Origin of the sequence: Azorhizophilus paspali, from assembly GCF_043587585.2 — a bacterium.
GTDB classification, from domain to species: domain Bacteria; phylum Pseudomonadota; class Gammaproteobacteria; order Pseudomonadales; family Pseudomonadaceae; genus Azotobacter; species Azotobacter paspali.
The window spans coordinates 60,170-81,559 of sequence record NZ_CP183182.1; the positions used below are offsets into that span (position 1 = coordinate 60,170).

Below are 21,390 nucleotides of genomic sequence, written 5' to 3' on the forward strand. Positions count from 1 at the left end.
TCAGATGAGGGCCTCGTCGGCGGATTCCATCAGGGCCAGCAGGTTTTTCGGCCTGCGCACATAGGTCGGATATAAGACTGCTCCTACCTGAATGCCAGCTGGCCTACCTCTTGAGTTCCGGGAGGCGTCCATATAAGACCATCCTTATATCCGCCAGTACGGCTATGGCCTGTCAGGATGAAAACATCCTAGCTGTTTTGTCCCACAGGGTGATGGCATGATTACTGTTGTCCGCCACAAGGAATCGTTATGGGACAAATACTTCATGGCAGCACCACGACCACTCACGCCATCCGAACGGCAATACAGCGATCGAGAGCTTCGATCCAAGCGTTGAGCAAACACTGTGGCGTGAACCCGAAGACAGTGATGAAGTGGAAAAAGCGAGACTTCGTCGAAAATGCCCCCATGGGACCGAAGGAGATGTGCTCGACGGTGCTTTCAAAGGAAGAAGAAGCACTGATCGTTGCCTTCCGCAGACACACGCTGCTGTCGCTGGATGATTGCCTTTACACGCTCCAGGCGACGATCCCATATCTGGATCGCTCCACTCTGCATCGGCTGTTCCAGCGTCAAGGCATCAGCCGCCTGCCCGACGTCGAGAGGGCCAAGCCACGCAAGAAGTTCAAGACTTATCCGATTGGCTATTTCCATATTGACATCGCCAGAGTATGGACTGAAGAAGGCAAGCTTCACATGTTCATTACCACCGATCGGGTGAGCAGATTCGCCTATGCCCAATTGCATAAGCACGCCACTAGAGGCATCGCGGCCGACCTCCTACGCAAGCTGATTGAGATCGTCCCCTATAAAATCCATACCGTCCTCACCGACAACGAACGCATTTTACTGTACCCGGAGGCCGCAGCTGGCACATCCCGGAGATCAAAGGGATGCTTGAGCACAAGGAGATCTTCCGAGATCACGCTTTCGATCTGGCCTGTGCGCAAAAATCGCCTCACAAAACCCAACTATCCTTGGACTAACGGCCATGAACCGTACGATCAAGGAGGCCACTGTTCGCCGCTATTGCTACGACAGCCACGAAAGGCAGGACCATCTCGCCACCTTTTTCGATGCGTACAACTACGCTAAGCATCTCAAGAGCCTGAACGGACTCACGCCCTTTGAGCATATCTGCAAAGCCTGGGCTGAGCTGCCACAAGGGTTCAGGGTAAGCCCGATCCACTCCCTGGCGGGACCGAACATTAGGAATGTAATTCGTGAATATACAAGAAAGTAAGATCATTTCCGGTTGGAACGATACCTACAGGAAGTACCCGCTAGATAAGTGTTTGCAGCAATTGATCGAAGAGCAGGTCGAACGCAGCCCGGAAGCGGTGGCGGTTCGTTTTGAAGATCAGGTCTTGAGTTATTGCGAATTAAACCGCCGGGCCAATCGGCTGGCCCATTACCTGCGCGAACTGGGAATCGGCCCCGACAGTCTGGTGGGCGTGCAGATAGAGCGCTCGGTAGAGCTGATAATCGCCCTGCTGGCGATCATTAAGGCCGGTGGTGCATACCTGCCGCTGGATCCCGGCTACCCCGAGGAGCGGTTGGCTCTGATTATCGAGGACGCTGCGGTGACAGTAATGCTGACGCAACAGCGTTTTCGCAAGCGGCTAGCGGTATATGACGGCGAAGTGCTTTGCCTAGATGATCCTGGGCAGGAAGCGCTAGCCAGCAGTGATGATAACCCTGCACCAATCAATGGCCCCGATGATCTTGCCTACATTATCTACACTTCGGGCTCTACCGGTCGTCCCAAAGGCTGCATGCTGCCGCATAAGGCGATCTGTAACCGTCTGCTGTGGATGCAGCGCCATTACGATATTGGCCCGGTTGATAGGATCTTACAGAAAACACCCTTTACCTTCGATGTCTCGGTCTGGGAGCTGTTCCTGCCATTGCTTAGTGGCGCCTGTTTGGTGATGGCCAGGCCGGAAGGCCATAAGGACGCCCATTACCTGGTGGAGATCATCAAAGCGGAGCGGATCACCATCTGCCACTTTGTGCCTTCAATGCTGCACTTCTTCCTCAAGCACTCGGCGGTCTCGGAATGCCTGTCATTACAGAAGGTGTTTGTCAGCGGCGAGGCGCTGACCCACAACCTGCTGCTCCAGTTCCGCCAACTGCTGACCGCTGAGTTGCATAACCTATATGGCCCGACCGAGGCGGCGGTGGACGTCACTTACTGGCTCTGCGAGCCGCGGGAAGACCAACTGGTACCGGTCGGTCGGCCTATCGACAATATTCAGATTCACATTTTGGATACCGAGGCAAAGCCGGTAGCGATCGGTGACACCGGCGAGTTGTGCATCGGCGGTATCGGCCTGGCCAGGGGCTATCTCAACCGTCCTGAGCTGACTGCTGAAAAATTTATCCGCGATCCCTTCTCTGGCAAAGCCGACGCCAGACTATATCGCACGGGTGACAAGGCGCGTTTCCTCAGTAATGGCGAGATTGAGCTGCTTGGCCGTTTTGACTCGCAGGTCAAGCTGCGGGGTTTCCGCATCGAGCTTGGTGAGATCGAAAATGTCCTCAAGAGCCATCCGGCAATCGATGAGGCGGTGGTGTTAGTCAAGGACCCCAGTTCGGAAGATCCCAAATTAGTGGCCTTTGTGGTGGCTGAGGGGCTGGATAAAAAAGCGGTGCGGGATTTTGTCAAATCTCGCCTACCGGAATATATGACACCGAGTCTGGTGAACTTTATTAACCAGATACCCGTGACCGCCCACGGCAAAGCGGACCGCAAGGCGCTGCTCACTAGTGACGTAGAGGCGACGGCCCAACCGCGCAGGCAAGCGATGAGCCCCCAGGCACTGACCGCTTGGTTGCAGCAGTATTTTATCGAGGCGCTCGGGGTCGACGAACTAGCGGTTGACGACGACCTTTTTGATCAGGGCGCGACCTCCTTTACATTGGTGCAAGCGGTCCACAGTATCCAGCAGCACCATCAGGTGGTGCTGCCGGTAGATGTGTTCCTTGAGCAACCAACCATCGCCGCGGTCACCGCCTATATCCTCGACACCAAAGGCATAATGCCCAGCGAGGAGGAGTCCCTGAACGCTACGCCGGTTCGCCAACAAGCGGTAAACGATCCGATCCCATTAGAAAGGGTTAGCTTTGATCCTCGGGCATACTGGCGACCGGACGGCGGCTCGCCTGCAAATCTCGAACGGCTTGGACGCCTGCTCTCGTTGCTGCGGGAGGAGCCGCTAGATAGCCAGGGCAAGTACCTCTACTCCTCGGCCGGCGGCCTCAACGCTATCCAATGTTACCTCTATGTAGCTGAAGGGCGGATCAACGGCCTGGCCGGTGGTGTCTACTATTACCTGCCGCGGCTAAACCGCCTGCTGCCGGTTAGTGTACCGGCCAAACTGGATCCGCAGGTTCTACGGCCGGGGCAGCGCGCACAACTGGCCGAGGCTGGCTTTGCATTATTCCTGATCGCCGAAAATGACGCCATTGCGCCGATCTACAAGAACGCTACTCCATCCTTACTGGTGCTAGAGGCAGGTTATATTGAACAGCTATTGCTGTCCCGCCAAGGCGACTTCGACATAGCGTTGACCCCAGCCTACGGCGTTGACTTTGCGGCGATTGCCGAACTATTCAAGTTACAGCCGAGTCACCGTTTCCTGCATTGTCTGCTCGAAGGCGTTGTGCCGACGGCCCTGGCTGTGGATGGCAAGGAGCTGAATGGTCACTGGCGCCAGTCTGGCCCCCTGTTTGCCGATTTCCTGAAAGAAAAAAATAATGGTTTTGCTTTACCGAGCAGGGAGGAACTGGCGCAACTGCATCAAGAACAGCGTCAGATCCGCTGTGATCTGCCGGAGCAGGGCGACGGAGTAATTAAACTGTCCGCCGCGCCGATCAGCGCCAACGCGCTGCGGCTGCGTGCCGCCAAGCGTCAATACTGCGACAGGCCGCTGAGTTTTAGTCAGTTGAGCCAACTGTTGAGCCTGTTGCGGGCCGATCAGGGCAATGGGCGGTTGTACAACACCGATCCTGGGTTAGCGCTGAAGATCTACCTGCACCTCGCTGAACAAAGCGTACAGCAAGGCTGCCAGGGACAATATCTGCCCCGAGGGATATACCACTATCATAGCGGCAGCCATACCTTAAGGCGAATCAGCGAAGGCGATCTTGCGGCGATCAACAACTGCTACACTCCGTTCAACCGTAAACACGCCCACCAGGCGCGACTGCGAATTTTTATAATTGCCGGCTGCTCCCCGGCTTACGGTGATGAAAGCCGTTATTTCAATTTGCTCCAAGCGGGAAGAATCGGCCAACTGCTGCTGGAAAAGCAGAGCGAGTTCGGGATAGGCCTGTGCCCCATCGGATCGATGTATTTCGACAAGATCCGCGACGCTTTTGATCTGGATGAGGGCGACGAGCTGGTGCATAGCTTTGTCGGTGGCGCAGTGACGCAATCACTGCCCGCCGGCTGGCCGCGGCTGGAAATCCACGAGCCGGCCCGAGCGGTCAATGAGCACTTCAATGGTGACTCGATGGCGATCATCGGGATTAGCGGTCGCTATCCCGGCGCCGCTAACCCCGATGAGCTATGGCGAAACCTGAGCGCTGGCCGTTCAACCATCAATATATTGAGTAGCGAAGCGCTACTCTACGGTGGCGACGCCACTGGTGATTCGCCACAGTGGGCAGTGGGCACACTGGCCGACAAGCAGCTATTTGATCCATTGCTGTTCAAGATCACCCCGGCTGAGGCGAAAACCCTGGACCCCCAGGAGCGCTTGTTCCTGCAAGCGGTCTGGCACTGCCTGGAAAACAGCGGCTATACCGCCACGGGCCTCCGGCGGCAGGCCGAGCGGATCGGCGTGTTTGTAGGTGCGATGTGGGGTGATTACCAACACCACCTGCCCACGGAACGAGGCGAGCGGACTACCTCGTTCCTCTCGGCGATCGCCAACCGTGTGTCTTTCTTCAACGATTTCAATGGCCCTAGCGTCGCTTTCGACACCTCTTGTTCATCAACGATGACCGCGCTGCATTTTGCTTGCAACAGTATTCGCCAGGGCGACTGCCAGGTGGCAATTGTTGGTGGCGTCAACTTGATCAGCCACCCATCACACCTCGAACTGCTGACCTCTCTGGAACTGTTGTCTGGCGATAGCCAATCTCATCCCTTTGGCCGCAATGCCAACGGCTGGGTGGCCGGCGAAGGCATCGGTGCACTGTTGATCAGGCCACTCGAAGACGCCACACGGGATGGCGATCAGATCCTCGGGGTAATCCGCGCTACTGCGATTAGCCATAGCGGAAAGACTTTCCGTTACGGTGCGCCGAATGCCGACAGCCAAGCAATGTCAATGCGTCGAGTACTACAACAGGCAGCGTTGTCCACCGAGGCGATCGGCTATGTTGAGGCTGCGGCTCCCGGCGCCAGCCTGGCGGACGGGGCTGAATTTGCGGCGATCAGCAAAGTGTTTGGCGCTCGCCTTAGCGATGCGCCGCTGATGGTAGGATCGATCAAGGCCAATATCGGTCACCTCGAATCAGCATCGGCGCTGTCGCAGATTACTAAGGTGCTGATGCAGTTGAAACACCGGCAGATCGCCCCGACCCTCGGTTGTGATCCGCTCAGCCCCATGATCCGCCTGGAGGACAACAACCTCGCTATCGCCGATCAGCTGAGTGACTGGCGGGGGCCGCAGTGCGCGCTGATCAACGCCTTTGGCGCCAGCGGATCCGGTGGCCACCTGATCCTCGAAGCGCCACCGCAACAGGTCGCTGCGCAGCAAAGCGAAGGGCCCTGGCTGTTCCCCTTTGTCGCCGCGAGCCGCGAGCAGCTTGATCAACTGGTCGCGGCGTTTGCTGACGATATACAAGCAGGACGGTTTGGTGATGCCAGCCTTGGCGATATCAGCTACACCCTCTGTGTCGGCCGAGTCGCGCTGAACCAGCGCCTAGCAGTGGTGGCCGACAGTCGCGACGAACTGATAGGGCTACTCAAAGGTAAAAATCCAGATGTGCTGCTGCGCGGCAGCCTCAAGAGAGAGCCGCAACCGGGCCATATTGAAAAGGATCTTCAAGGGCTGGGCCGCCAGAGGTTGATGACCATTGCCAGCCAATGGGTCACCGGGGAAAGCAGCTTAGCGGAGATCGCCCGACATAACCATCGCAGGGTGGCGTTGACGGCTTATCCCTTTGCGGCCGTCGACTGCCATATCGTCGCCTCTGCGACCCGCGCCTCCTCCGAGGCGTTGCAGCCGGTGCGGGACGAGGCGTTGCAACGGGCGCTGGAAGGCTATATCAAGCGTCATTTCTCCAAGATATCGGCGATCCCCGAGAGTGACATCGACTGCGAAGAAACCTTCGATCGTTACGGCTTGACCTCGCTAATGATCATCACGCTCAACCAACAGTTGGCCCAAGCGTTTGGCGAGTTGTCGGCCACGCTGTTCTTTGAATACCAGAGTATTTCCGCGCTGGCAGGCTATTTTGCCGCCGAGCATCAGCTGCGCAGCCGGCAATTATTGGGGATTCAAGGAAGCGCCGCGCAGCCCGCCCTGGCCGCCAGGGTGCAACAACGCCCAGTGACGTTGCGACGCCATGAGCCGATCGCGATCATTGGCTTGGCCGGACGTTTTCCCGGCGCGGCGGATATCGACAGCTTCTGGGACAACCTCAAAAACGGTATCGACAGTATCAGCGAGATACCAGCCGAGCGTTGGGAACACAGCAAGTATTACAGCAGTGACCGCAGCCTAAAAGGCAAAATCAACACCAAGTGGGGCGGTTTTATTGACGGCGTCGACCATTTTGATCCGCTATTTTTCAATATTTCGCCGCGGGACGCCGAGCGGATGGATCCTCAAGAGCGGATCTTCCTCGAAACCGCTTGGCAAACTCTCGAAGACGCCGGCTACGATCGAGCCGGACTGCAGCGTCATTACCAGGGTGAAATGGGGGTGTTTGTCGGTGTGATGCACGGCGAATACCTGCTTTATACCCGCTCGGCCGCTGCTGACTGCACCGACGATGCTGTAGATTCGTCGTTTGGTTCGATCGCCAACCGGGTGTCCTATGTCTTCGACTGCAACGGCCCGAGTATGGCGGTCGACACCATCTGCTCGTCGTCGTTGACCGCACTGCACTTGGCAGTCGAGAGCCTAAGACGCAGCGAGTGCCAGCTGGCCCTGGCCGGCGGCGTCAACCTGTCGCTGCATCCCAACAAATATTTTATACAGTCCCAGCTGACAATGTCCTCTTCCGACGGTCGCTGCCGCAGCTTCGGCGAAGGGGGCGACGGTTTTGTGCCTGGCGAGGGAGTCGGAGCGGTGCTGCTCAAGCCGCTATCCCGGGCCGAGGCAGACGGCGACAATATCTATGGGGTGATCCGGGCGACCTCAATCAATCATAACGGCAAGACCCATGGTTACACCGTGCCGAGCCCCAATGCCCAGGGGGCAATGATCGCCGAGTCACTCGACAAGGCCGGCATGGATCCACGAGAGCTGAGTTATCTCGAGGCCCACGGCACTGGCACAGCGCTTGGAGATCCGGTGGAAATCACCGGCCTGCAGTTGGGTTTTACCCGGCGCAGCGTCACTCTGGGCAGCGAGGCTGCGCTGGCGCGACAATGCGCCGTTGGCTCGGTCAAGTCGAATATCGGGCATCTGGAATCAGCGGCGGGCATCGCCGGGATTGCCAAGGTGCTGTTGCAGCTTAAGCATTGCCAGTTGGCGCCGTCGCTGCATTCAAGGCGCCTAAACCCAGGCATCCCCTTTGCCGATTCGCCGTTTTACGTACCCCAGCAGTTGGAAGAGTGGCGGCGGCCGGTGTTGAATCTCGATGGCCGGGAACGAGAGTATCCACGTGCGGCCTCGGTATCTTCTTTTGGATCCGGTGGTTCAAACGGGCACGTGATTATTGCTGAACATATTGCGCCGGCTCGGGACGACAAAGTCGCCGGGCAGACAGCGATGATCCCGCTGTCGGCAAGGACGCTGGCCCAGTTGCAACAGCAGGTCGAGCGATTACAGCAGTTCTTGCATCGGGCCGGTGTCGAGAATACGCTGCCGCGGCTGGCGGATCTGGCCTTTACCCTGCAGCAGGGGAGAGAGGCGATGGAATATCGTCTAGCCTTCAGCGCCGGCTCGATCGGCGAATTGCAGGACAGGCTGGCGCAAAGCGTCGAGCTACTGGTCAAACAGCCCGAACAGTTCGGCTCTTTTGGTTGCATTCATGTCGGTCAGGTAAAAGACAATAGGGCGGCAATGGCGGTGCTGGCCCATGATGAGGATATGGCGGCGACCTTGACCGCCTGGGCCGACAAAGGCAAATACCACAAGCTGCTGGAGCTGTGGGTCAAAGGGCTGACGCTCGACTGGACTGTATTGGGGCAGTCGGGGGGCGTGGCTAGGCGGATCAGCCTACCGAGCTACCCCTTTGCCCGCGAAAAGATCTGGGTTTCCGGCGAGTCCCATTTCCCCCTCCTGGGCCAGCAAGGTGGCGAGGGGCGGGCGCACCCACTACTGCACACCAACGTATCGGATCTGTCACAGCAGAAATTTACCTCGATATTCAGTGGGAATGAGTTTTTTTTGCGAGATCACCTGATCCGCGATCACAAGGTCTTGCCGGGCGTCACCTACCTTGAAATGGCGCGAGAGGCGATCAGCCGCTCACTGGGAAAGCTGACGCCGTCCGGCGTTCTGAGCTTGCGCAACCTGGTATGGTCGCAGCCGGTGACGCTTAACGAGCAGAGCGACGACCGAGTTGAAGTGGAGATCCGCATCGACACTCTCGACGAACATCGACTGAAATTCGAAATTCTCGAGCGGAAACGACAGGCGACGTGCTGCCAGGGTGAAGCGGTTGTAGTCCAGGATACTGGTGAACCGGCAGAATCGTTAGTCTCGCTACAAGCGGCGATCGGCGGTCATATTCTCGATGCCGATGCTTTGTACCGGCTGTTCGACGGCATGAAAATTTACTATGGCCCCTGGCACCGGTCGGTTCAAGAGCTACGGATTGATGGCGGCCAGGTGCTGGCGCAGATCGAATTGCCACAAGCGCTGACCTCTGGCCACGAACGATTTGTCCTACATCCGAGCCTGATGGATGGTGCGTTGCAGTCAACCATAGGCTTGCTGGTGGCGGATCAGCTCGATCAGGGATTAGCGCCAGAACTGAAGCAAACTTGGGTGCCTTTCGCACTGGCCCGATTACAGCTGAGCGGTGCTGAGTTGGGCGAGCAGATCTGGGCCTGGGTGCGCCCTTCTGCAGATAACACCGAAGCGGGACAGTCGAAGTTTGATATCGATATTTATAATAAACGGGGCGAACATTGCGCCGCGCTGCAGGAATTTATGCTGCGGCCAATGAAAAAGCCGTCACTGCTGGAGATGATGCTCGACGATCGACCGGAGAGCGACTGTTATCTGGTGGAAAAGTGGCGACGTTTCACCCCCAAAAACCTGGCGCCGTCTACCGGTCGACTGTTGCTGATTGGCAATGATCCTCTGGGCTACAAACAGTTGACTGCCCGCTATCCGCAAGCCGTTTCGCTGTTGCTTGACGGCAACGAATCCATCGAGCAACTCACCGAACTGCTGCGCGAAGCCGGGCCTATTGAGCACCTAATATGGCTAGCGCCGACAACGCTGGCGCAGGATGGTGACACTGATGGCATGATTCGTGCCCAGCAGGGTGGAGTGCTGGGCTGCTTCCGTCTGATCAAAGCGCTGCTGGCGTTGGCGTTGGATCAGCAGCCGCTGGAGTGGACGGTGATCACTCGAGGGGTGCTAACAGTATTCGGTGAAGCGAGCAGCCGCCACCAAGTGGTGACCGAGCCGGTGGCGCCGGCTCACGCCAGCGTACACGGGCTGATCAGCGCGATGGCTAAGGAATACAGCCACTGGCGCGTGCGGCTAGTGGATCTGCCAGAGGGCGACGGTTGGCCCAACTTGGATCCACTGTTGTTACCCGCCGATCCTCGTGGCGACGCGCTGGCCTGCCGCAATGATGTCTGGTACCGCCAGTATCTTGCGCCCTGCTTGCCGCTAGGGGGAGCGGTTGGCAGGAAAGGTAAGGTAGAAAGTCTCTATCGCGATGGGGGCGTTTACCTGGTAATCGGCGGTGCCGGCGGTATCGGCCGGTTGTGGAGCGAGTACTTGATCCGTACCCGTGGGGCCCAGGTTATTTGGCTGGGGCGTCGCGAGCAGAATAGCCAAATTGACGCGACGATCGCCGAATTGGCCAAGCTTGGACCAGCGCCGCGCTATATTAGCGCCGACGCTAGCAAGTACGCCGCGCTGCAACAGGCGGTGATCCAGATCTCTGCCGAGTATGGCAGGATTCATGGGGTGATCCACGCAGCGATCCAGCTTGAGGATCAAAGCCTGGCGCGGATGGATCAACAAAGATTTACTGCCGGCTTGGTCGCCAAGGTGGATGTCTGCGTGCGTCTTGCCGAGGTGTTTGAGCACCAGCCGCTGGATTTCATGTTGCTTTTCTCGTCGTTGCAGAGCTTTACCAAGTCAGCCGGGCAGAGCAACTATGCTGCCGGCTGTACCTTCAAAAATGCCTTTGGCCATTACCTTGCACAACATCGCGCATATCCGGTCAAAGTGATTAATTGGGGTTACTGGGGCCATGTCGGCTCGGTGGCCAGCGAAGACTATCGTCGAAGAATGGCTGAGGTCGGTCTCGGTTCGATCGAGGGTGAGCAGGCGATGGCGGCGCTGGAAACCCTGTTGGCCCGACCACTCTCCCAATTAACCTTCCTGCGGACCTCGCGGCGGCTGAGCGATACCTTTAGCAGTCTGGAGCTTCCGAGGCACCCGGCTGGGCCTTTTGGCGAATACGGCGAGATTCGTCCGGAAGCCTACCCGTCACTGATCGCCCGGATGAAAAAACACCTGGTTGTGGACAGCAAAGGGGTTCGGGCAACGACGCAGCAGGCGGAGGCTCAAAGGGCGACCATCGACGCACTGCAAGGCCGCTTGCTCTACTCCCAGTTGCAGCAACTGGGCTGGTTTGGCCGCGAGCGCGAAATAATAGCCGAGATGAAGCAACGCAGTGGCCTGATGTCGATGTATTACCGCTGGATCGACAGGAGCCTTGACGAGCTGGCGCAACGCGGTTACCTGCACATGGAGGGCGGCAATAGTCCGACAGCCTATCGTGTAATCAATCCCCAGCCGTTGGCGATTGAACCCTTATGGACCGAATGGGAGGCGCAAAAGCCGGATTGGCTAGAGCAGGCCAGCCTTAAAGCAGAGGTGATCCTCGCCGAGGCGACCCTGCGGGTGCTGCCAGAGATCCTCGATGGTCGGATCGCGGCGACGGACATCATATTCCCTGACTCATCGATGGCCATGGTCGAAGGGATCTACAAATACAATCCGGTGTCCGATTTTTTCAACGAAGTGTTGCTCGACGCGATGGTCGAGTTCGTCAAGGGACGATTGGAACAATCGCCGGAGACGCCGATCCTTATCCTGGAGATTGGAGCCGGCACCGGCGGTACCAGTGCGCGGGCGTTTGAAAAACTTCGACCCTATCAACGGCAGATCGGGGAATACTGCTACACCGATGTATCTCAAGCGTTTCTGATGCACGCGCGGCAGGCTTACGGGCTGGAAACCCCCTACCTCAGTTATCAGCTTTTCGATGTCGACAAGCCTCTGGCGGAGCAGGGTATCACGGTTGGTGGTTATGATCTGGTAATCGCCACCAATGTACTGCACGCGACGCAAGATCTGCGGCGGGCGATGAAAAACGCCAAGGCTGCGCTGAAACACAACGGCCTAGTGATGATTAACGAGATTTGTCGCAATGGCCTGTTTACCCACCTGACTTTCGGTTTGCTCAAAGGCTGGTGGTTGTTCGACGATCAGGATCTACGGTTGCCCGGCGGCCCAGCGCTCGCACCGAGACAGTGGAAACAGGTGCTGGAAAGCGAAGGTTACAGACAAGTCTATTACCCGGCGCTGGCCAACCACGATCTCGGTCAGCAGATAGTGATCGCCGAAAGCAATGGGGTAATTTGGCAGGATCGGCACAGTAAGGGGGAACCGGCTAAAGTTGCGCCCAAGGGCTTGGCGGCCCAGGCTCCACGACCGCCACAGCAGAGCGTCGCCATGGCACCGGCGGGCGCAGTAACCAAGCAGGCGCTGAAGGATCAGACGGTGCGCTACCTTAAGCAGATGATCGGCGGGCTGTTCAAGATCCAATCCGAGCAGATCGACGCCCGCGAGCCGCTTGAGACTTATGGCATCGATTCGATCTTGGTGGTGCAACTGACCAACGTGTTGCGCGACAAACTGTCGGGTATCAGCAGTACGCTGTTCTTCGAATACCAGACCGTCGACGCGCTTGCGGATCATTTCGTTGCGTCACAGAAAGATCAACTTATGACTCTGCTGGGGTTGGATAAGGAGTCGGCGACCGAACAGCCGACGCCGGCTGATACGGCCAATACCTTAGTCAAACTAGCCGAGCACCACTTTGCCGCCAAGACGCCCGACAGCGCGCCACGGGGCCAGTGTGGCGCTGAAGTTGCGATCATCGGTCTGGCAGGACGTTATGCCAATTCCGATAACGCCTGCGAGCTATGGCGACGCCTGAAAAACGGCGAGAGCTGTATCGATGAAGTGCCGGCGGATCGCTGGGACTGGCGTCAATATTTTGATCAAACGCTGGGCAAAAAAGGCCACATTTATACCCGCTGGGGCGGTTTTATCCGGGAAATCGACAAATTCGACCCGCTATTTTTCCATATCTCGCCACGCGAGGCGGAGAAGATGGATCCCCAGGAGCGGCTCTTCCTGGAAGAGGCTTATCATTGTATCAGCGATGCCGGCTATACCCCAGGCCGCTTGGCTGAGCGGTATCAGGTTGGAGTGTTTGTCGGAGTGATGAACGGAACCTACGCCCGCCAGTCCAGCTACTGGTCGGTGGCCAACCGCGTGTCCTATCAGTTCAACTTTCAAGGGCCGAGCATGGCGGTGGATACCGCCTGCTCGTCATCGCTCACTGCGATCCACCTGGCGCTGGAAAGCCTGCACAGCGGCGTCAGCGACTGCGTGCTGGTCGGTGGGGTCAACCTGGTGATCGACCCCGTACACTACATGCGCCTGACTGAGATGAAAATGTTGTCGCCGGGCAAACAGTGCAAGGCGTTTGGCATAGATGCCGACGGTTTTGTCGCCGGCGAAGGAGTGGGCGCGTTGCTGCTCAAACCCCTGGCCCAGGCTGAAACTGACGGCGATCAAATTTACGGGGTGATCAAGGGCAGCATGATCAATGCCGGTGGCAAGACCAACGGCTATACCGTACCCAACCCGTTGGCACAGAGCCGCCTGGTGGTCGACTCTCTGGCCAGGGCCGGCGTTGATCCCAGGGCGGTGAGCTATGTCGAGGCCCACGGCACCGGCACTTCACTGGGGGACCCGATCGAGATCGCCAGTCTGGTCAGGGCGTTCAACAGTGGTACTGAAATGCCAGCAAAACAGTACTGCGCGATCGGCTCGATCAAATCCAATATTGGCCATTGCGAGAGCGCCGCAGGCATCGCTGGAGTCACTAAAGTGCTGCTGCAACTGAAGCACCGCCAACTGGCTCCGTCGCTGCACGCAGGCGAACTCAACCCGGAGATTGACTTTGCTAGCAGTCCCTTCGCGGTGCAGCAATCGTTGGCCGAGTGGCGTCGCCCCAAGGTGGTGATCAACGGCGGCAGTCAGGAATTCAAGCGGATCGCTACGGTGTCATCCTTCGGCGCTGGCGGCGCTAACGCCCACGTGGTGATCGAAGAATACGAAGACAACAGGCTGCGGCCGGTGATTGCCGTCAACGAGCAGCAGCCGGCGATCATTTTATTGTCGGCCAAAACGGAAGCACAGCTGTTTCAGCAGGCTAGCCTGTTGCTGGGCACACTGGAGCAGGACGAGCTGGACGACGGCGATCTGCCGGCGCTGGCCTATACCCTGCAGGTCGGTCGCGAGGCGATGGAACATCGGCTGGGTCTGCTGGCAACCTCGCTAGCCCAGCTTAAAGCCCAACTGCGGGGCTTTATCGACAACCCGTCCCAGGGCGCTCATTATGGCGGCCGGCTCAAGGATCACAACAAGGCGCTGTCGCTGTTTGCTGATGCAGACATACAAAGCGTCATTACCGACTGGATCGACCGTGGCCAGCATGGAAAATTGCTCGAGGCTTGGGTCAACGGCCTGACGCTGGAATGGCGTCTGATGTACCGAGAGGGCACGCCAACGCCGATCAGCTTGCCAGGTTATCCCTTTGCCCGCGAGCGCTACTGGCGCATCAAGGACGAGCTGGCAACGCCGGCAGGCGAGGAGTTACTTCATCCGCTGCTGCACCGCAACGTCTCAGATCTGCGTGGTTTACGCTACTTCAGTCGGTTCAGCGGCCAGGAGAGTTTTCTGGCCGAACACCGGATCAATGGTCGTAGCGTCTTGCCGGGCGCAGCGATGATCGGAATGATCCATGCGGCGCTGACTGACGCATTGGGCGGCGAACTGCCTGCGGGCAGGGCGCTGGTTATTCGCGATTTGGTCTGGTGTCAACCTTTCAGCGTCGACGCCGCCAACAATGGTGAGCTGTTTGTCGAACTGGAGGCGCAACCGGGTGGTGAATGTCACGTCGGGATTTGCTCCTATGACCGCGCCGGGCAGTTGCAGCTGCATTGCCGGGCGCTGGCCGGAGCCGCCATGGCACAACCGGAGAACCTCGACTTCATAGCCGCTGACGCCCGCCAGATGGATGTCGAGGCCTGCTACCAGCGTTTTGCTGCAATGGGCATCGAATATGGTGTAGGCCATCGCAGGATTCTGTCACTGCTACGCCAGGGAGATCAGGCGCTGGCTTGGGTCGCGCTTGAAGACGCTGCAGTGAGTGATAGTTACGCCATCCATCCCGGGCTGCTTGACGCCGCGCTGCAAGGGGTCATGGCATTGTTGTTTGATGAACTGGATGAGCGACCGCCGTTGCTGTTGCCCGAGGGGCTGGCCGAGTTGGTGTTGTTTGGCGACTGCCCAGCGGCACTGCAAGTGCAGATACGCAGCGCTGGGCGCATGACTGGCGGCTATCGTTTTGATCTGACGTTGTTCGACGAAAACGGCCAGTGCTGTGCGACCATCCGTAAGTTGTCGTTCAAAACGCTGTCCGCCAACAGCGACGCCGCCAGCGAAGGACTGCTATGCCAGAAGCAATGGCGCGATGCTGAGCCGGCTGCGGCGACAGATGCTCCGACGATGTCTCATCTGGCGATGATTCTGGGCCACAATCCGGCCTTTGCCGGCCTGCCGGAGCGGTTGCAGAAGCATGGAATTCCCAGCCTGACGCTAGCTGGTGACGATTATCAACAGGCGGCCTTGGCCCTGTTCGAACAGCTTAAGCCACTGCTTTCCGCTGGGCGCCCCCATATGGTTCAGTTGGTGATCCCGGCAACTGATCAGCAAGGTTATCGAGGCCTCGGCGGCCTGTTACGCAGCGCCAGCCGGGAGCAGCCGGTGCTGATCTGCCAACTGATAGAAGTGTCGTCGGGACTCGACGCGGTGCAACTGGCGCGGCAACTGGCGGCCGAAGCCGCCGCGCCCGGCGAGCGCCAACTGCGTTATCTGTCCGAAGCCGGCGAACTGCGGCGACAAGAGCTTATCTGGTGCTATCGGCCATTGGATAACGGTCCTGCGCCCTGGCGGCCAAACGGCGTCTATTTGATTACTGGAGGCCTTGGCGGCGTCGGCATGATCCTCGCGCGGGCAATCATGGACGCCGCGCCGGGGGCTAGCGTGGTGCTGTGCGGCCGTACGGAGGCCAACGCGCCAGCGGTGGCCGACAAGCTGGCACAACTGGGTGCACGATTTGACTACCTTGCTGTGGATCTCGGGGATGCTGGGCAGGTTGAACGCTTGATCGCCGGGATCGTCACCAAACACGGCAGATTACACGGAATCATCCATTGCGCCGGGATCACCCGTGACGCCCTAATGGTGCACAAAACGCAGGAGGACTTCGAAGCGGTGTTCGCCGCCAAGGTAGCCGGCGTGCGCCACCTCGACCAGTTCAGCGCCACGGCGACGCTAGATTTCTTTGTGCTTTACTCATCAATGGCAAGTGTACTGGGCAACGCTGGGCAGAGTGATTACGCCGCGGCTAACGGCTATCTCGATGCCTTTGCCAGTATCCGCAATCAGCAGGTCACGGCGGGAGAGCGCCATGGCCGCACCCTGGCGATCAACTGGCCCTTGTGGCTCGAAGGCGGCATGCAAATGAGCGATGCCGCCCGGCGCGCCCTGGCGGAAAGCACTGGAATCGTGGTGATGGCCAGTACAACCGGCATTCAGGCGCTATACCAGGCGCTGCAAAGCGATGAAGATCAACTGATGGTGCTTGCAGGCGACACTGACAGGCTGGCCACGCTGCTGAGCCGCGAGCCGGCCTCTGTCGCCGCAGCAACAACGCCTGTCGACGGCACAGATCTGTTGGCTGGGCTGCGCCGGCTATTGGCCAACACGGTAAAGGTCGCCGAGTCACGGCTTGATAACGACGAGCCATTTGAAAAATATGGCATTGATTCGCTAATGATTATGGACATGACTGTGGCGCTAGAAAAACGCTTCGGGCCGCTGTCGAAGACGTTGTTTTTTGAATATCCCACCCTGCAAAGCTTGGCGGATCATCTAGCCGCGCGGCTGCCGCAAAAGTCGGCTATCAGCCAAGTCGCGCCAGCTTCCCGCAGCTCGTTGATAGAGGAGCTGCAGGGGATGTTGGCGAGCGCCCTGAAGATCCCGCTAGAACGGATCGATAATGAGCAGTGTTTCGAGCAATACGGCATCGATTCGCTGATGATCATGGAAATGACCAGCCGGCTCGAAAAACGTTTTGGCTCTTTATCGCGCACGCTGTTATTTGAATACTCCAGCTTGCAGAGCCTAGCGGACTACTTGGCGGGCCAGCAGCTTGAGCCACAGGATGCTATGGCGGTGGCCCAAATTAGGGAACAAGAACCGCCGATGACGCCGGTATCCCCAGCCAAAGACAGCCAGCATCGCCGGCTGTTCGACAGGGCGGCGAAGGCAGCAGGGAACCGTGTCCAGCAGGGCCTCCAGGAGAGAGATGATATCGCTATCATCGGCATGGCCGGGCGCTACCCCAAGGCCGAGAATCTGGAGGCCTTCTGGCGGAACCTCCGCCAAGGCAAAGACTGCATCAGCGAAATTCCGGCCGAACGCTGGGACTGGCGCGAGTACTACAGCGAAAATCGCAGCGAAAGCGGGGTACATAATAGTAAGTGGGGCGGATTTATCGATGGTATCGATCAATTTGATCCACTGTTTTTCAATATTTCGCCGCTGGAAGCTGAGCTGATCGATCCCCAGGAGCGACTATTCATGCAGACCGCCTGGTCGGCGATGGAAGACGCTGGTTACAGCCGTCGCATCGGCGGCGAGGCGACCGATGACAGCATGCAAGTTGGCGTATATGTCGGAGTAATGTACGGCGAATACCAGCTGTTCGGCGCAGAAGCCAGCCTGCGAGGCCAGCGCATTGGCTTTGCCGGCTGCACTGCCAGTATCGCCAACCGGGTATCCTTCTGCCTTAACCTGCATGGACCAAGCATGTCGGTCGACTCGATGTGCTCCAGCTCGCTGACCGCAATCCACCTAGCCTGTCAGGATTTGCGCAATAGCCGCACCTCAATGGCCATTGCTGGTGGCGTCAACCTGACTATTCATCCCAACAAGTACTTGATGCTAAGCAGCGGCCAGTTCATCTCAAACCAGGGCCATTGTGCCAGCTTCGGCGAAGGTGGTGACGGCTATGTGCCGGGCGAGGGCGTCGGCGTAGTCATCCTCAAGCGGCTGGCCGACGCAGAGCGCGACGGCGATCAGATCTACGGGGTGATCAAGGGCAGTTACCTCAACCACGGCGGCAAGAGCACCGGCTACAGCGTGCCGAATCCACGGGCACAGCAGGCAGCGATCAGCGGAGCACTCCAGGACGCCGGCGTCGATCCGGTGACAATCAGCTATATCGAGGCCCATGGCACCGGCACCAAGCTGGGCGATCCGATTGAGATCGCCGGCCTGGCCAACGCGTTGGGGGCACGCAAACCCGAGCAAACCTGCTGGATAGGCTCAGTCAAGTCGAATATCGGTCACTGCGAAGCGGCGGCCGGGATCGCTGGTTTGACCAAAGTGCTCCTGCAGCTGAAACACCGGCAAATTGCGCCGTCACTGCATTCACAAAAACTCAACCCTTTTATTGACTTTACGGCGACACCCTTCGAGGTCAACCAGCATCTGCGGGAGTGGTCGCAGCCGTTGCTCAACGGCCAGGCCATGCCGCGGATCGCCGGAATTTCCTCCTTTGGCGCCGGCGGCTCCAACGGCCATTTGATCGTCGCGGAATACAGTAAAGCGAAGCCTCTGCTCGGCGATAGCGGCAAGACCGAAATGATTCTGCTGTCGGCCCGAGAGCCAGACCAGTTGCGGCAGATCGCTAGCCGCCTGCTGGCCAGACTGGAGCATCCACAGGCCACTGACAGCCTGGCGGCGATTGCCTACACCCTACAGGTTGGCCGGGAGGCGATGGAGCATCGCGCAGCGTTAATCACTAGTGAGATGGCAAGCCTACTCGACGCATTACACCGCCTCTCTGCAGGCGACAGCAGTGGCTGGATCTGCACTGAGGAGACCGCGATCAGCGAACGAGCTGAACAGTTCAAAGCCAGCTTTCAGACACAGTGGCGCGAGCAACTGGCCAGGCTCTTTGCGGACGGTGAGCAGCAACAGTTGCTAGAGCTGTGGAGCGAGGGGCTGTCCATCGACTGGACAGCGCTGTGGGCCGCCAGCGGCGAACAACGCCAGCGAATCAGCTTGCCTAGTTATCCCTTCGCCACCAATCGCTACTGGGCGCCAACCGGTGCTAGACGATCATCTTTGGCACCCGTGCAATTGCACCCGTTGCTGCATCAAAACAACTCGGGCTTCGACTATCAGCGATTCATTACTGAATTCAGCGGCGATGAACCTTGGCTGAGGGATCATAGGGTCGGCGGGCGCAAAACCCTGCCAGGTGCTGCCTATCTGGAGATGATTAGGGTAGCGGTGACTCATTCGCTGGCCGACGGCGAGGCCAACACTATGGTGATCGAGCAGCTTAACTGGTTGGCACCGCTGACAGTTGAATCAAATCCGCGCAGCATGCAAATCAGCCTGGAGCGCCAAGACGGACGGATCGGAGTCAAGTTACTCAGCAACGATAGCGACCAAGCAGTGCTGCATTGCCAGGCCACTGCGATAACCGGCCTGCCGCTCAATGAAGACCGGCTGGATCTAGCGCACTGGCGGGGCCGCAACTGGCGACTCCGGCTCGACAGCGGTGAAGTTTATCGGCTGTTTGATGAGATGGGCGTAGATTACGGTGACAGCCATCGCGGGATCCGCCAGTTGATGGTGGCGGAGCGGGGCGGCCGACGCGAGGTGCTGGCGGAGTTGGATCTCTGCGGGTCATTGTCCAACATAGCTGATGATTGGCGGCTGGATCCGGGGATCATTGACAGCGCGCTGCAGGCGGCGATCGGCATGTTGTTGCCCCTCGACAGCAGTGTGGCGGAGCTGACGTCACCCTTGATGCCTTTTGCGCTGGAGCGGCTAGAGATCATTGCACCCTGTCGGCGACGGATGTGGGCCCTGCTGCGCAGAGAAGCCGGAGATAACCCAGCCGGCAGAATTGATATCGATCTCTGTGACGATCAGGGATGGATCTCTGTACGGCTCTTTGGCTTAAGCTCCAGACAACTCTCTCCGGGCTCAAGGCTGTCAACCGCGACGGTAAGGCAAGCTGACCAGACCGTCCCCCAGCAGCGGTTGGAAGAGCGACAGCTGCTGGCGCCGATATGGTCGATGGTCAACGGTGCGGGAGGGGAGCAGCGTGAACATAATGGCGCGACGCTGATCTTCGGCGCGACCCTAGCCCGACGCCAGGCGTTGGCCGAACTTTACCCCGGCGCCGCCTTGGCGCTGGAGACGAATGACTCAGAGACCAGCTACCAGGCCGAGCTGAACGCCCGGCCTGACCTAGCCGAGGTGATTTGGCTGGCGCCGCCAAGCGACGATAACTCCGCTGGCTCGCCGAAGCTGATCGCCGCGCAACAGCACGGAGTACTGGCGCTGTTCAAACTGATCAAGGCGCTACTGAGCTTGGGTTACGGTCGTCAGCCTCTACGGTTGACCTTGATCACCGAACAGGCGATCAAGACGCTGCCTGGCGAATCCTGCCGGCCAGCCCACGCTGCGGTTCATGGATTGGCTGGCTCGCTGGCCAAAGAATACCCCCACTGGAGAGTGCAACTCGCGGATCTGGCTGACGAGCAGTTGGCTTCACTGGCCAGCGCGCCGTTCGATGGCGTAGCCTCCGGCGAATTGCTGGCGCTGCGCCAGGACCAGTGGTGGTTTCGGCAGTTGGCCCGGGTGACGGTCGACACGCCGCCCGCAGGGCTGCTTGCCTATCGCGACGGCGGCGTCTACCTGGTGATCGGCGGCGCTGGTGGTATCGGCGCAGTCTGGAGCCGCCATGTGATCAGCCGCCATCGCGCCAGGGTGATCTGGATCGGTCGCCGGTTACCGGATCGCCAGCTCGAAGATAAGCTGGATGAGCTGACTGCCCTTAGCCTTCGCCATAATGCCCCGGCACCTGTTTATCTCCAGGTCGACGCCGCTGATGAGCAGCAACTTGGCGAGGCGCGGCGGCGGATTACCGAGCGCTATGGCGAGATCAACGGCGTGGTGCACTCGGCGATCGTGCTTAAGGATCAAAGCCTGACAAACATGGATGAGCATACCTTTACCACTGTTCTGAACGCCAAGGTAGCGACCAGCGTGGCTCTGGCCCGGACTTTCGGGGAGAACGCCGCCTCACTAGATTTCGTACTGTTTTTCTCATCAATGATGTCCTTCAGCACAGCAGCCGGCCAAAGCAACTACGCTGCCGGCTGCACTTTTGCCGATGCCTTTGCCGATCGACTCAGAGTCGACTGGCCCTGTCCGGTCAAAGTGATCAACTGGGGATATTGGGGTAGTGTCGGCACGGTGAGTGACGCCCGTTACCGTGACAGGATGACCGCGCTGGGACTGGGCTCTATCGAGCCAGAGGAAGGAATGCTGGTGTTGGAGCAATTGCTGGGTGGCGTAATGGATCAATTGGCGTTGCTGAAGATCCTGCAAGGTGAAGAGATCAACGGCCTCGACAGCTTAGCAAGACTGCTTAGCAACGAACAAATCAAGCTCTATCCGGATAACCACGGCGGCATGGCGGCGGCGATGCAGGATCGGCTAGGGGACAGGCTGGCGGCGTTGGCGCAGCCGTCCCAGTGCAGATGACGCAACA

1 protein-coding gene and 1 pseudogene are annotated in these 21,390 nt (G+C 58.7%); both read left to right on the plus strand.

Annotated features, from left to right (window positions below):
- The first annotated feature begins 249 nt into the window (after positions 1–249).
- Positions 250–1,243 (plus strand): annotated as a pseudogene (locus ACGI6K_RS22785) (IS481 family transposase).
- Positions 1,224–21,383, plus strand: coding sequence for an amino acid adenylation domain-containing protein (locus ACGI6K_RS22790; protein WP_376948889.1), 20,160 nt, complete (start codon positions 1,224–1,226; stop codon positions 21,381–21,383). The pseudogene ACGI6K_RS22785 and the gene ACGI6K_RS22790 overlap by 20 nt, the downstream one beginning before the upstream one ends.
- Positions 21,384–21,390: the final 7 nt, after the last annotated feature.